Source organism: Mesorhizobium sp. M1329 (assembly GCF_040318035.1).
Classification (GTDB): Bacteria; Pseudomonadota; Alphaproteobacteria; order Rhizobiales; family Rhizobiaceae; genus Mesorhizobium.
Window position 1 is genome coordinate 158,405 of sequence record NZ_JAMYLN010000014.1, and the last position, 13,721, is coordinate 172,125.

15 protein-coding genes and 2 tRNA genes are annotated in these 13,721 nt (G+C 61.5%); 7 read left to right on the forward strand and 10 right to left on the reverse strand.

The genetic code is table 11. The annotated features are described in order from the left end of the window. Positions 1–10 precede the first annotated feature (10 nt). The 4 genes from ggt to NKH21_RS16765 all read left to right on the forward strand — a co-directional run bounded on the left by ggt (position 11) and on the right by NKH21_RS16765 (position 4,083). Entirely contained in the window at positions 11–1,603 is a 1,593-nt protein-coding gene (ggt, locus tag NKH21_RS16750; RefSeq protein WP_352664110.1) for a gamma-glutamyltransferase, read from the forward strand. A gap of 440 nt (positions 1,604–2,043) precedes the next feature. Further along, a complete protein-coding gene (locus tag NKH21_RS16755) occupies positions 2,044–2,499 on the forward strand; it encodes a hypothetical protein (protein WP_352866254.1) in 456 nt (151 codons plus the stop codon). Next, positions 2,496–3,251: an AAA family ATPase gene (locus NKH21_RS16760; RefSeq protein ID WP_352664106.1), complete on the forward strand. Its 756-nt coding sequence runs from the start codon at positions 2,496–2,498 to the stop codon at positions 3,249–3,251. The genes NKH21_RS16755 and NKH21_RS16760 overlap by 4 nt, the downstream gene beginning before the upstream one ends. Positions 3,252–3,264: 13 nt before the next feature. Continuing rightward, positions 3,265–4,083, forward strand: a complete 819-nt coding sequence (locus NKH21_RS16765; RefSeq protein WP_352664104.1) for a class I SAM-dependent DNA methyltransferase — start codon at positions 3,265–3,267, stop codon at positions 4,081–4,083. A 201-nt stretch (positions 4,084–4,284) separates the two neighbouring features. Here the strand turns inward: NKH21_RS16765 and NKH21_RS16770 are convergent. From NKH21_RS16770 to NKH21_RS16815, 10 genes are all read right to left on the reverse strand, one after another. Then, positions 4,285–4,360: transfer RNA gene (locus tag NKH21_RS16770), tRNA-Phe, on the reverse strand. Positions 4,361–4,668: 308 nt separating this feature from the next. Further along, the gene (yacG, locus tag NKH21_RS16775) at positions 4,669–4,860 is read right to left on the reverse strand and encodes a DNA gyrase inhibitor YacG (protein ID WP_352488273.1); all 192 of its coding nucleotides are present in this window, start codon (positions 4,858–4,860) and stop codon (positions 4,669–4,671) included. Beyond that, positions 4,857–5,486, reverse strand: coding sequence for a Maf-like protein (locus NKH21_RS16780; RefSeq protein ID WP_352664102.1), 630 nt, complete (start codon positions 5,484–5,486; stop codon positions 4,857–4,859). The genes yacG and NKH21_RS16780 overlap by 4 nt, the downstream gene beginning before the upstream one ends. A 25-nt stretch (positions 5,487–5,511) precedes the next feature. Next, entirely contained in the window at positions 5,512–5,730 is a 219-nt protein-coding gene (infA, locus tag NKH21_RS16785; protein ID WP_006200926.1) for a translation initiation factor IF-1, read from the reverse strand. An 89-nt stretch (positions 5,731–5,819) separates the two neighbouring features. Continuing rightward, positions 5,820–6,287 carry an arsenate-mycothiol transferase ArsC gene (locus tag NKH21_RS16790; RefSeq protein ID WP_292663983.1) on the reverse strand — a complete coding sequence of 156 codons (468 nt, stop codon included), beginning with the start codon at positions 6,285–6,287 and terminating at the stop codon, positions 5,820–5,822. A gap of 1 nt (position 6,288) precedes the next feature. After that, entirely contained in the window at positions 6,289–6,774 is a 486-nt protein-coding gene (locus NKH21_RS16795) for a UPF0262 family protein (protein WP_292663977.1), read from the reverse strand. Positions 6,775–6,776: 2 nt separating this feature from the next. Next, positions 6,777–8,069, reverse strand: a complete 1,293-nt coding sequence (hisD, locus tag NKH21_RS16800) for a histidinol dehydrogenase (RefSeq protein ID WP_352664100.1) — start codon at positions 8,067–8,069, stop codon at positions 6,777–6,779. 4 nt (positions 8,070–8,073) lie between these two features. Then, the gene (locus tag NKH21_RS16805; RefSeq protein WP_352488277.1) at positions 8,074–8,508 is read right to left on the reverse strand and encodes a DUF2948 family protein; all 435 of its coding nucleotides are present in this window, start codon (positions 8,506–8,508) and stop codon (positions 8,074–8,076) included. Positions 8,509–8,601: 93 nt separating this feature from the next. Then, complete coding sequence (gene murA / locus NKH21_RS16810; RefSeq protein ID WP_352664098.1) at positions 8,602–9,894, reverse strand: UDP-N-acetylglucosamine 1-carboxyvinyltransferase; 1,293 nt, start codon at positions 9,892–9,894, stop codon at positions 8,602–8,604. A gap of 157 nt (positions 9,895–10,051) precedes the next feature. After that, complete coding sequence (locus tag NKH21_RS16815) at positions 10,052–10,258, reverse strand: hypothetical protein (protein ID WP_352664096.1); 207 nt, start codon at positions 10,256–10,258, stop codon at positions 10,052–10,054. 172 nt (positions 10,259–10,430) lie between these two features. Between NKH21_RS16815 and NKH21_RS16820 the strand changes: the two genes are divergently transcribed. The 3 genes from NKH21_RS16820 (at position 10,431) to NKH21_RS16835 (ending at position 13,604) form a co-directional block, all read left to right on the forward strand. Next, positions 10,431–10,505: transfer RNA gene (locus NKH21_RS16820), tRNA-Thr, on the forward strand. A gap of 777 nt (positions 10,506–11,282) precedes the next feature. After that, positions 11,283–12,074, forward strand: coding sequence for a DUF1194 domain-containing protein (locus NKH21_RS16830; protein WP_352488279.1), 792 nt, complete (start codon positions 11,283–11,285; stop codon positions 12,072–12,074). Positions 12,075–13,058: 984 nt separating this feature from the next. Then, positions 13,059–13,604 (forward strand): group I truncated hemoglobin, encoded by a 546-nt coding sequence (locus tag NKH21_RS16835; protein WP_352866261.1) that lies wholly within the window; start codon positions 13,059–13,061, stop codon positions 13,602–13,604. Positions 13,605–13,721: the final 117 nt, after the last annotated feature.

A 13,721-nucleotide genomic window follows, 5' to 3' on the forward strand; every position in this document is an offset into this window, starting at 1 on the left:
AGGGCATAGCATGCGAAATTTTGAGAAACCAACGCGCTCGGTCGTCGTTTCACGCGAGGCCATGGCCGCCACCTCTCATCCGTCGGCAACCCTGACGGCGGTCGAGATCATGGCGGCCGGCGGCAACGCCATGGATGCCGCCATCGCAGCCTGCGCAGTGCAATGTGTCGTCGAGCCAGCCTCGACCGGCATTGGGGGCGACTGCTTCGCTCTCCTGTCGCGAAACGGATCCGGCGAGGTCATCGCCTACAACGGATCGGGCAGGACACCCGCGGCCCTCACAATTGACTGGTTCCTCGAACGTGGCATGGCCGAGGTGGCCCGCAATTCTCCTGGCTCCGTCACCATCCCGGGAGCGATCGATGCCTGGACCAGATTGCACGCTGATCATGGACACATGCCCTTCGATCAAATCCTGGCCCCCGCTATACGTTTCGCCGAGGAAGGCTACGCCATTTCACCGCGGGTCCATCGTGACTGGGCGTTGGAGGAAGAACTTCTGGCCTCCGATGTGACGGCGAAACGGATTTTCCTGCCAAACGGCCGCGCACCACGCGTTGGCGAAGTGCATCGCCAGCCTGAGTTGGCTGCAACGCTGCGGCTGATCGCCGAAAAAGGACGAGAGGCCTTCTACACTGGCCCTGTGGCCGAAGACATGGTCGCCTATCTTCGTGGGCTCGGCGGATTGCACGCACTCGAAGATTTCGCCTCGGCAACAGGCGAATACGTGACCCCGATCAGCACGGCGTTTCGAGGCTGCGATGTGTTCGAATGTCCGCCGAATGGCCAGGGTGTGATCGCGCTGCTCATTCTAAACATCCTCTCGCGTTTCCAAGCCAACGGCGACCCGCAATCCGCCGACCGGCTTCACCTGGAAATCGAAGCGACACGCCTCGCTTACGCCGCGCGTGACCTGCTCGTCGCCGATCCCGACGCGTCCGAGGTCCCGGTGGCCGACATGTTGTCGAATGCCTGGGCCGATCGTCTGGCCGGCATGATTGACCCAAAGCGCGCTCGCGCGGACCTGCCCGCGTTCGATATGCCGCTGCACAGCGACACGGTGTATATTTCCGTTGTCGACAAGGATCGCAATGCGGTCAGTTTCATCAACTCGGTCTTCGACAGCTTTGGCTCGGGCCTGGTCTCGCCACGCTCCGGTGTCGTCTTGCACAATCGCGGGCAAAGCTTTTCGCTTGACCCCAGGCACCCCAATGCAGTGGCGCCGAACAAGCGGCCTTTGCATACCATCATACCCGGGATGCTTGCGAGAAGCGGCCGGGCAGAAATGCCTTTCGGCGTTATGGGTGGCTACTACCAGGCAATGGGCCACGCGCACCTGCTGACGAAGGTGCTCGACTTCGGGATGGATCTGCAGGAGGCGATTGATCTGCCGCGGGTCGCCCCGGTCAGCGGCACCATGAAGGTCCAGGCCGAACACGGGCTCGCTGGCGAAACCGCGGCTGAACTTAGCCGGCGCGGTTTCGAAATCATTCCCGCCACGGACCCGATCGGCGGTGCGCAGGCCATTCGCATCGACTGGGCAAACGGGACCCTGCTGGGCGGTTCTGAACCGCGCAAAGACGGCTGCGCCCTCGGTCTGTAGAGCGGTTATGGCCAAAGCGGGATCCAAGATGCCGAAGACGTTCTTCATCGACATTTGGCCCGCGAGCAGGGGTCGCTGGCGCCATGGTCCAGATAATTCTTGCACGCCATCGACAATCCGATCGCCGATCGGCGCGAGGTTGTTACCTATGTCTCCGGGCCGTACAGGGAAAAATGGTGCCCAGAGGCGGATTCGAACCACCGACACGCGGATTTTCAGTCCGCTGTCGGTCATTGATATTGTTCAGATTTTAGGCCGAATGTCGCGTTTGTGTCGCGTCAAGCCAAAAGCGCCCGCTCGGCCTGAACTCGTTGCCCTGTTCAGCGCCCAAACGCGCGTACCGTGGTGCCGACAGTCATTCAGATGGATGATGGTGTGGTTCGGCGCTCACAGTAAGCTTTGATCCCCAGGCGTTTTTAGAGACTTTCTGAGGTCCATGTATGGGCGCAAGCGGCGCGACGACGGAGGTGTTGGCGCAGGCGCCGGGGTCGGCGTCGTCGAGGCTCGCACGCCTGGAAGCCACCACGACCGACGTCGACCAACGGGCAACCGAGGGGCGCTCGATCGATCGGGAGATGGCACGGGCGACGAGCCAGTTCGATAGCGACAGGCGTGTCGACCAGCCGCAAGCGCAGGCGATCGAGAAGCAATTGCAAGTTCTCACGTCAACCGGCAACGCTGTCGCGGCTCAACAGACGGGACTGCACGCCATGGAAAGGCAATCTTCCGCCGCATCGCATCTCCTCCAAAACTTTTTGCGGCGTCGGCAGGATGCCAGCGAGCGGGGTCAACTCGGCCAGGCGGATGCCAGAGTATTTACGCTCGCCACACCGCCGGAGCGGGCGAGTTCGCTTCATCCGATCTTTCTGCTTCCTGTTCGGGAGATCCCTACATGATTATCGAGTTGTTCGGTCCGCCGGGCGCAGGCAAGACGACCCTTCTCCGCGCCCTTTGCCGTGAGCTGGCGAAACACGACATCCGTGTGAAGACCGTCAACGGCTATCGCCGGATTGATTTTGTCTCTTTCGGCAGCGAAGTCGATTCGGTCGAGGATGAAGGCCCGGAGACACGCCATGGCATCCAGCGTCTGGTGCACAAGCTCGCCACCGCGAGTCCGGTCTTGTTCTCGACCCCGCCGAGCGAGGGGGCCGCTGCGCGGCTTTTGGCATCGATCCCTCCAAAAAGTCGAATATGGGCATTGCGTCTGAAGGTCGACGTCGTTTTGCTCTTCGAAGCCTGGAATACGGCGCAGGCCTCAGAAGGGTACTTCATTTTCGAAGAGGGCATCGTTCAGGCGTTGTGTGCGCTCGTCCTGTTGGGACGAGATCAAAGTATCGACATGGTTCGTAATTGCCTGACGTTCCTGCCGCGACCGGATCTCCTCATTCAAGTCGACGCGCCCGGGGAAACGCTGCGCCACCGGCTCATTGAGCGGTATGCGCGGCAGCCATACCTAGAGCGCCTTCTCGAAGTCGGAGTGGTCAGGGGCCTGAAGCAAGCGGATATCGCGAGGGAGATCGGTCAATGCCTGCAAGACAAATGGCCGCTGATGCGTGTCGACGGCCTCGACCCACGCAATTTCGAACAGGTCGTCGCGCGCATCGTGGGGCACGGATTGCCCGCGACGGCATGCGTCGGGCCAGACTAGAGGCGCGAGTTGCATGGTGCTCACGGTGAGATCGTTGGTTGGCATTCGCAGATTTCTGCGGGCGCAGTGGCGACCGTTAGGGAGCGCCCATGAGAACCGTGCACCCGCTCGTCCGGATTACCGAGCAAGCCATCAGACGGTTGGGTACGGTGCCCATTACTCCGACACGTTCCGGTCCGGCTACTATGCAGCTCTGTGGTCGGGTATCGAAAAGCCTTTGGTCGAACGTACTCTCCTGCCTGTCGGCGGGCCGAACCGGAAATGCCTGGACTTCGCATGCGGCACAGGCCGCATAGCAAATATCGCCGCTCAATTTTTTGGTGAAGTCGTCGGCGTTGACATCTCCCAATCTATGCTGGCTAGCGCACGGGTTCCGAAGAACGTGAGATTGGTCCGCGCTGATCTTACGTTCTCTCCGCTTGTCGAAAGGTTCGACGTGGTCACGGCATTCAGATTCTTCCTCAATGCTGAAGATGAGCTCAGGAAGGATGCACTGTCGGCCATCAGCGCGCATTTGAACGAAGGTGGATTGCTAATCTCGAATATCCACATGAATGCGACCTCGCCAATAGGGCTGGTCTGCCGCATTCTGAACCGTTATGCAGGAGGGACAGTCCGCCACACTTTGAGCATTAAACGATACGAGCAGATGCTCATTGCAAATGGCTTTATTGTCGAGCGGATAGTTGGGTACGGTTTTTTGCCGCGACCCGGGAATTTGCTGCCAAGACTCTGCGAAATATTGATCGTGCCGTTTGAAAGGATCTGCGCAAGTGCCAGGATTCCGGCGGGGCTTGCGCAGAATTTCCTGGTGGTTGCCAGAAAGCGGTAAAGCCGGCGGGCACATGAAATTTGAAACCGAGCATTTGCCATGAGGCTGGTCTTTGTTGAAGCCATTGGCAGGAAAGTATCGAGTGTCGTTTTTGGCTGCGCTTCGCTTGGCTCAATCAGTTCGCAACGCGGCGCGACATGAAATGCCGTAAGTCGCCAAGTTGGCGACACCGCAAGCCATTAATTTTATATGAGGAAGTAGTGGTGCCCAGAGGCGGATTCGAACCACCGACACGCGGATTTTCAGTCCGCTGCTCTACCAACTGAGCTATCTGGGCCTGCTCCGGCACGCGGCAATCTGCACACCGGGTTCATGAAAGCGCCGTCGGCACCCCTTGAAAGCGCGTGGGTTATAGCACGGGAATTCGGCCTGTCCAGCGCTTAGAGCATGATCCCGAAAAGTGGAATCCGGTTTTCGGAAAAGACAAAACGCCAGACCCTGTTCCATCCGATCTATCCGGATGGGAACAGGGCCTGGACATTGATTTCAGGCGGGAAACGAGAGGCAGTCGGCAAGGCCGATCATCGGTCACGATCGCGGCCGCGAAACCGTCCCAAGCTTGTGGAAAACCGCAGGCGGACGGCGCTATTTCTGGTCGTCGTTGTCGTCCTCGTCGTCGCGACCCGGGATGACGTAGACCCCCTTCAGCCACCGGTTGAGGTCGATGTCCTTGCAGCGCTTCGAGCAGAACGGATAGGTTTCGCGCGCCGATGGCTTGCCGCATTCGGGGCAGGGCCGCTTGGGACGTAACGGCGTGACCTTGTCGTCCGGGCTCATAGCCGCGCACCCGACAGCCAGTTGGCGTGCACCTTGAACCCTTCCCCGCTCAAAAGCGCCACCGTCTCGTAGAGCGGTAGGCCGACGACGTTGGTGTAGGAGCCGACAAGCTTGACGACGAAGGCGCCGGCAAGCCCCTGGACGCCATAGCCGCCGGCCTTGCCGCGCCATTCTCCCGACGCGATGTAGGCCTCGATCTCCTCGCGCGGCAGCCGCTTGAAGCGGACCCTGGTCTCGACCAGCCGCAAGCGCTGCTTGCCGCCCGGCGTGATCAGGCAGATGCCCGAATAGACGCGGTGCGAACGGCCGGACAAAAGCCCGAGGCAGTTGGCGGCGTCGTCGCGCGTCTCGGCCTTGGGCAGGATGCGCCGCCCCACCGCAACCACCGTGTCGGCGGCCAGCACGAAGCTCGGCGCGTAGTCCGTCTCGGTCTTCAGCGAGGCCAGCGCCTTTTCGGCCTTCTGCGTCGCCAGGCGCTTGGCCAGCGAGCGCGGGTGTTCGGCGCGCAGCGGCGTCTCGTCGACATCGGCCGGCAACACACGGTCCGGCTCGATGCCGGCCTGCTGCAGCAGCTCGATCCGGCGCGGCGAACCCGAGGCAAGCACGAGCTTCTGCAAAATGCCCATCGCGATCCCGGCCGGGTCCTTGAACTTACTTGAAGCGGTAGGTGATGCGGCCCTTGGTCAGGTCGTAGGGCGTCATCTCGACCAGGACCTTGTCGCCGGTCAAAACGCGGATGCGGTTCTTGCGCATGCGGCCGGCCGTGTGGGCGATGATTTCATGTTCGTTTTCGAGCTTGACCCTGAACATCGCGTTGGGCAGCAGTTCCGTCACGACACCCGGAAACTCGAGGACTTCTTCCTTCGGCATTCGATACCTTTGCTTGGATGGGTACTTCCAGCGCCCCGGCCGGAAAGTTGCGCGGAACCTATATGATAAACGTCCGCTTGTGAACATGCTTAATCCGCGGCGTTTTCAGCCCCGTTGCCGAGAAAACGGCGGCCGATCCGCGCCTTCAGCCGCTCGCGTACGTCGCGGTAGGCGGCCATGATCTGCTCGCGCGTGCCGCTGACGCCGGTCGGGTCGGGCATCGGCCAATACTCGACCTCAACGGCCAGCGAGCGGGTGAGCTCGAGCGCGGTGTGGTGAGCTTCCGGCGCCAGCGTCACGATCAGATCGAAATAGTCGTCCTCGAGGTCGTCCATCGTTCTCGGGTGCCGTTCGCCAAGCGACAGCCCTTCTTCGGCCAGCACGGCATCGACGAACGGATCGCGTTCGCCGCCGCGCACTCCTGCCGAGGCGACGAAGGTGGTGGGCGGAAGCACCTTGCGCGCCAGCAATTCGGCCATCGGCGAGCGCACGGCGTTCATGCCGCAGACAAACAGGATCGAGCGGGGCAGGATCGGGCGGGGCAGCGGGGCAGCCAGTTCAGCCTCGCCAGTGCAGCACGCAAACCAGCGTGAACAGCCGGCGCGCCGTGTCGAAGTCAATCTCGATCTTGCCGGCAAGCCGGTCCATCAGCGTCTGCGAGCCTTCATTGTGCAGGCCGCGCCGGCCCATGTCGATCGCCTCGATGTGGCTGGGCGTCGCGGTGCGGATGGCATCGTAATAGCTTTCGCAGATCATGTAGTAGTCCTTGACGATCCGCCGAAGCGGCGTCAGCGACAGGATGTGGGTGACCACGGCGGCGCCGTCCTCTCGCGCCACCGCGAACACCAGCCGGGACTCGGCCAGCGACAGTTTCAGCCGGTACGGCCCGGCGCCGTCGTCATTGACCGGCTGGAAGCGGTTCTCCTCGATCAGGTCGAAGATCGCCACCGCCCGCTCATGCTCGACATCAGGCGTCGAGCGGCCGATCGTCTCGTCGAGCTCGACATCGATCAGCCTGGCGCGGGTTTGGTCGTAGTCGGACATTTCTACATGTTCAGCCGGATGGCGACGGAGCGTCCATGTGCATCGAGGCCTTCCGCCTTGGCCAGCGTGATCGCCGCCGGCGCCAGTGCCCGCAACTGCTCCGGCCCGAGCTTCAGGATCGACGTGCGCTTGACGAAATCGAGCACCGAAAGCCCGGACGAAAAGCGCGCCGAGCGCGCCGTCGGCAGCACGTGGTTGGAGCCGGCGACATAGTCGCCAATGGCTTCCGGCGTGTGGCGGCCGAGAAACACCGCGCCGGCATTGCGCATCCGCGCCAGGAAGGCCTCGGGGTCGTCGATGGCAAGCTCGACATGTTCGGCCGCGATGCGGTCGACCAGCGGCAGTGCTGCCTCGATCGTCGGCACCAGGACTATGGCGCCGAAATCGCGCCAGCTCGCCGCCGCCGTTTCTCGGCGCGGCAGGTTCTGTAATTGGCGTTCGACTGCCTGTTCGACCGCTGCGCCAAAGGCACGGTCGTTGGTGATCAGTATCGACTGCGCCGACACGTCATGTTCGGCCTGGGCGAGCAGGTCGGCGGCGATCCAGTCGGGATCGTTGCTGCCGTCGGCGACGACCAGCACTTCCGACGGCCCGGCGATCATGTCGATGCCGACCGTGCCGAACACCTGGCGTTTGGCCGCAGCGACATAGGCATTGCCGGGGCCGACGATCTTGGCGACCGGCTTTATCGTCTCGGTGCCATAGGCAAGGGCCGCGATCGCCTGGGCGCCGCCGACGCGGTAGATTTCGGAGACGCCGGCAAGGTCGGCCGCCACCAGCACCAGCGGCGGCACCTCGCCGTCGGTGGCCGGCACCACCATGGCGATGCGCTCGACGCCGGCGACCTTGGCCGGCACGGCATTCATCAGCACCGAGCTTGGATAGCTCGCCGTACCGCCCGGCACGTAGAGCCCGACGGCCTCGATCGCCGTCCAGCGCGAGCCGAGCTCGACGCCGGCGGCATCGGTGTAGCGGTCGTCCTGCGGCAGCTGCCGCTGGTGATGGGAGCGTATGCGCTCGCGCGCGAATTTCAGCGCTTCGACCGTCTGCGGATCGGCGGCTTGGTAGGCCCTGGCAATGTCATCCCTGGAGACGGCGATGCCGAGCCTGGCCAGGTCGCCGCCGCCGAACTTCTGCGTGTACCCGATAAGCGCCGCGTCACCCTCGGCGCGCACCTTGGCGATGATCTCGCGCACCACGGCGTCGACATCGGCCGAGACTTCCCGTTTGGTCAGCAGGAACGCGGCAAAGCGCTGCTCGAAATCGGGGTCGGATTGGCGAAGCGTGACGGCCATCGGCTCAAACCCTGTGGACCGGGCGCGACGTCGCTTCCCAGGCGCCGCCGACATCGGCAAGCCGTGCCTCGATGCATTCGACGTCGAGCATGATTGTGCCGCCGCCCGAAAAGATCAGCTCGACGATGCCGGCCGGCTTGTCGAGCGCGAGAAAGCTGATCGCCAGCAGCGACAGCACTTCGTCGGGCTTGTCGCGGGCAATGCCGCTGGTCTTGGCGCCGAGCACCCGGTCGAAATGCAGCACCGCCTGCCGCCGCTCATTGTGCTGGCGGAAGAAGCCGGATTTCGCCTCCCAGACGAAGCGGTTCATGGTCAGCACGAAGCGCTTTACCGAAGGCAGGTATTCGAGATCGCTGACCTTCATGACAGCATCCTGGACATGCGCCGAGATGATGCTCAGATCCTGATCGTCGAGTGCGACAAGCTTGAGGCCATTCATGCGGAATTCGCACCTGCGAAGGTTTACATTTGGCCTTCTGTTAGGCGGTCTTGGCGATGCGCGCAACCGGACCGCAAGCCTTGCGGAAAGGCTCTAGCCCGAAATGCGCTCGATCTCCGCGCCGCAGCCGGACAGCTTTTCCTCCAGCCGCTCGAAGCCGCGGTCGAGGTGGTAGACGCGGTTGACCGTGGTTTCGCCTTCGGCCGCAAGGCCGGCGATGACCAGCGACACCGAGGCGCGAAGGTCGGTCGCCATGACCGGCGCGCCCTTCAGCTTCGCGACGCCCTCGACGATCGCCGTCTGGCCGGACAGCGTGATGTGGGCGCCGAGCCGGGCGAGTTCCTGGACGTGCATGAAGCGGTTTTCGAAGATCGTCTCGGTGATGCGCGACTTGCCCTTGGCCATCGTCATCAGGCCCATGAACTGCGCCTGCAGATCGGTCGGGAAAGCCGGGAAGGGGGCCGTCGTCACGTCGACCGGCGAAATGCCGGCGCCGTTGCGCCTGACGCGGATACCGGAATTGGTCTGCGTGATCTCAGCGCCCGTCTGCGAGATGATGTCGAGCGCCGTCTGCAACAGGTCGGGCCGGGCGCCTTCCAGCACGACGTCGCCGCCGGTCATCGCCACCGCCATCGCATAGGTGCCGGTCTCGATACGATCGGGGATCACCCTGACACGGGCGCCCGACAGCGCCTCGACGCCGTCGATGGTGATGGTCGCCGTACCGGCGCCGGAGATCTTCGCGCCCATGGCATTGAGGCATTCGGCGAGGTTGACGATCTCGGGCTCGCGGGCGGCATTTTCGAGCACCGTCTCGCCCTTGGCCAGAGAGGCCGCCATCATCAACACATGGGTGGCGCCGACCGAGACTTTCGGGAACACATAACGGTTTCCGACAAGCCTGCCGTTCCTGGTTTTGGCGATGACGTAGCCGGTGTCGACATCGATATCGGCGCCCAGCGCCTGCAGACCTTCCAGGAACAGGTCGACCGGGCGCGTGCCGATGGCGCAACCGCCGGGCAGCGACACCTTGGCCTCGCCCATGCGGGCCAGCAGCGGGCCGATCACCCAGAACGAGGCCCGCATCTTCGACACCAGCTCGTAAGGCGCCGTCGTGTCGACGATGTTACGGGCGGAGAAAGTGATGGTTCGCGAATAGCCTTCCTGCTGCTTTTCGCGGCGTCCATTGACCGAATAGTCGACGCCGTGATTGCCGAGGATGCGGATCAGCTGCTCGACATCGGCCAGATGCGGCACGTTTTCCAGCGTCAGCGTGTCGTCCGTCAAAAGCGAGGCGATCATCAGCGGCAGCGCGGCGTTTTTGGCGCCCGAGATCGGGATGCTTCCGGCAAGCTTATTGCCGCCGACAATTCTGATGCGATCCATGAAGAGCGTCCCCTCGGCGCAAAGGCCGGTTAAATCGGTTGAGTCTGTTGCGGCCGTCTAGACCATTGGCCGGCTTGGTTCAAGAAACAGGCTACTCCCCACTTTGGCCCACGCCGACTTTGGCCAAAGTACCGGCGATAAACATAGCCGATTCGCGTTAATCTTTTTTCATCGCCGCCTGCAGCCCCTCCGGCCGCTCGTCGGCGTCGCCGGTCCTTCGCGAGCGCGATTGCGCCTTGCGCTTCTGCAGGTTGGCGCGCAGCTGCTCGGCCAGCCGATCCTTGCGGCCCGTTCCGGCCTTTTTCGCTGAACCATCCTTCTCCGGTGGTCCATCCTTGTTCGGAGAAACTGTCTTGCCGTTCATCGTTCCGTCCCGGCCGGCGACCCGCCGGTGCGGATCAAGGGATAGCCAACATTGTGGCACGGCCATGTCCGCAACGATCGACCGGTGCGGCCTTTCAACCCGGCCCCGTTTTGTGCCCCTGTCTTGGCCTTGCGCTTGCCGGTTCGATATGGCAGAAGCCCCGCCATCGGCGGCTGCGGTAGCTCAGTGGTAGAGCACTCCCTTGGTAAGGGAGAGGTCGAGAGTTCAATCCTCTCTCGCAGCACCAGATTTTCGGTCACCGAGGATTTGTGTTGCGCCTGAATTTCATTGCCCTTTGACTCGCCGTGTAATTGCGGCCTTTAGGGCGCCGACCCAGCATGCTCCTGGACCCGGCTTGCAGCGCCGTTCCCGCATCTCGCGATTTTTCGGACGCAGCGCCGCTCCCGGGTCACATGGCATCGGGCGGTGCAAGAAAACAGTTCTCATGCTCTTCGGTCGGATGAAGGCAAATCGCTGCTGCCGCGTGATCTTCCGATGATCCCCAGGCCTCAGGATGACAACCCAGCCACCGGGACGAACATGAACCGCCCGCGCTGGGATTCGCTGACACTCGCCGTGTTCCGCGTCGCCGTGACAGCAGGCCGGCGGATAGCCCCAGCCGGACGGGGCATCATGCGCCCTCGAGGGAACCAAAAACCCTGGCGACGAAAGTGCCGCAAGGACGACCGCGGCAGTGGCTCGGCGCCGCGCCATTCCCTTTTCCGGTTGCCGCTTCGGCCACATGTTGAAGATCATATGCCTGCTAATTAGCACTAGCTAATAAAAAGATGCTGGAGCGTCCTCCTGTGCAGCCGTTCTCGCGTTCCGCTCCGGCATGCTGCCTACCCCGTGTCTCTCCCTCCATTTTGTTGACTTTTGAAATAGTCACAGCTAATATAGAGAAAGCTAATGTTAGGAGAGTAACCCCCTTTTATCTCAACTACTTGAGTTCCCTTCAGAATTAATAGAAGTCAGCGATCAACCGCCCCCCAGAGTTTCATAAGCTCATGAGGATAGATGGCAGATGCATGTCCTATCCTTTAGCGCACTGGTCGCAGGATTGCTGAAAATTGTGCTGGTCTCTGTCCAGTATACTCACGCTAATCCTTATACGAACGGTCTCTCTCCTGATGAAAATCGCGAGAAGGTTGTCTTTGACGATCCGATTAACGAAGTCGACGTCGCAATCGTTCTTGCGGCCGACATGTCCGGCTCCATCAACCACATAGAGGCCAAGCTACAGCGCGAGAGCTATGCCGCTGCTTTGGAATCAGCAACCGTGCTTAACGTGATCAAAGAGGGTGTGCACGGCAAGATCGCCGTCACCTTTGTCGAATGGTCGAGCCGCGGCTCCTTGGAAACCAGGGTGGGCTGGACCATTCTTTCCGATGCAAATGATGCGGCCGTCATCGCTGAGGCACTCCGGAAGAAGTCGGAAAGGCGACGATCTGGTCCGCGCGGATCGAATACGTCGATCTCATACGCGATCGACGCCTCTGTGGACGCCTTTGACAAACTGCCTGTCCCAACGTTGCGCAGAATCATCGATATTTCAGGCGACGGATCAAACAATGACGGAACGTCCGTCGAGGACAGCCGTCAGAGAGCACTCCAGAAAGCCATTGTAATTAATGGCCTTCCAATAGGCGCTGACGTTGAAAATGGTGAGACGACGACGGAATATTATTCGAGGCACGTGATCGGAGGACCCGGCTCGTTCGTCATTCCCGCCGACAGTGCCGCTGCCTTTCAATCGGCAATAATCAGGAAGTTAATTCGAGAAGTGAGTTCCGCCTCCGGCAAAGCACGTTCTTAGACGGATCCTGCAGTCTGCCCGACGAAGCTAAGAAAGGTTCGAGCGATTTTGGGGCGGTCCAAAAATCGGCCACGCTGATCTCGAAGCAAAACGGTAGTCGACGGCCCCGTTTAGGGTTCGAAGCAGTCTTGCCCAGACTACTGTGTCTGACGTGAGTCCAACGGTCCAGCCGTCCAAAATCAGTCCGCGCATGGCAGCCAGAGCCGTTCGGGCGGGCGCTCGAAAATGCCTGAGGTGCCAAGCATCTCGCCATGCCAGGAAAATGCCAAGGTCGAGGTGGGAAAGCATCTGGTCTGCCCCTGCCGCAGGCGGCGTAACAAAGCTTGCAGCCGGGAACAATCACTCAACCCTCGCGTTTCTTGCCAAGACCCGCCTCTTTTCCACGGGCAGCGGGCCTCGAAGGCTCGCAAATGTCGCGCCGGCGTTTCAATCGCACTCGCCTCAGCCCTCACGATTTGGCTATTTGTGAACGCGTGTTTGATCAGGTTTGCGCAGATGAACGCATTGACCCTCTAAGCCTGGATGCCGAAGCCTTGGCGGTGATGATTGTCGCAATCTTCCGAAACGTGACTACCAATGAGCGCGAACTGCTGGAGGAAGTTAGGTCTCTTCGTCGCTCAAAAGGCACAGAGAAGGCGCACTAGCCTGGCGGCGTTCCGAGGCGAATTGGTCTGGTCCCGCTTTGGCACAGCCGTTTGGTCGGCCGCTTCGGCCGCATCGGCGGCCCTGTCGATCTTGCTGGCTCAATGAGCAAGTCAGATGCCCTCTGCCGCGTGCCGCGACGCGTGCTTAAGCCTTCCTCATCCGCGCGGCCTTCGCCCTTTTCCGCGGACCGTGAGAACGCCGTCCATCGGAATAATTCGGGCGAAGGACTCGTTAGTTCCTTAGACGATGCTAAATATGGAAAAGTGTCCGAATGTCACTTCATGAAGCCCGCCAGTCAGGCTGCGGCTTGCTCTGGCCTAACCTCGAAGGGAACCAGGGATGAAAATTTCGACCTCTTTCACGAGACGAAGTGTTGTCGCCGGGCTGGCGCTGGCCGCCGCATCAACGTCGGTATTGCCTGCCGACAAGGCGCTCGCCCAGACGAAGAAAACCACATCCGAGAAAAGTCTGTATGAGCGACTGGGGGGTGTGTTCGCCATCGCAGCGGTGATCGATCATTTCAGCGACGCCGTCGTGAAGAACCCCATCGTCGGCCAGAAGTCCAAGAACCCGCAATTGCGCAAATGGCACACCAAGAACCTTGAAAGGTTGCCCGGCCTCAAGTTCATGCGCACGCTGTGGGTCTGCGACGTTTCCGGTGGGCCCTTCAAGTTCGTCGCCACCAAGCCCGGCGCGACGCCGCTCGGCCTCGAGGAAGCGCATCGCGACCTGCGGATCTCCCCAGCGGAATTCGATGAGGTCGCAGCGGAACTCGGGCGGACCCTGGATCACTTCAAAATTCCGAAGCCTGAGAAAACCGAAGTCCTGGAAGCTTTCGCCGCCCACAAGGACGAGGTCACCGCCGGCTACGTCAAGCGGGGCTGAAGCGCTTATATCGTGCGGGCATCCGTTCTGAGGTAAGCGCTGTTGTGGGACCACCTTTCGGGAGTGGTCGCGATCTGTGAGGTTGCCGATTCTGTATTGGGATCGGAGATCGGCTTG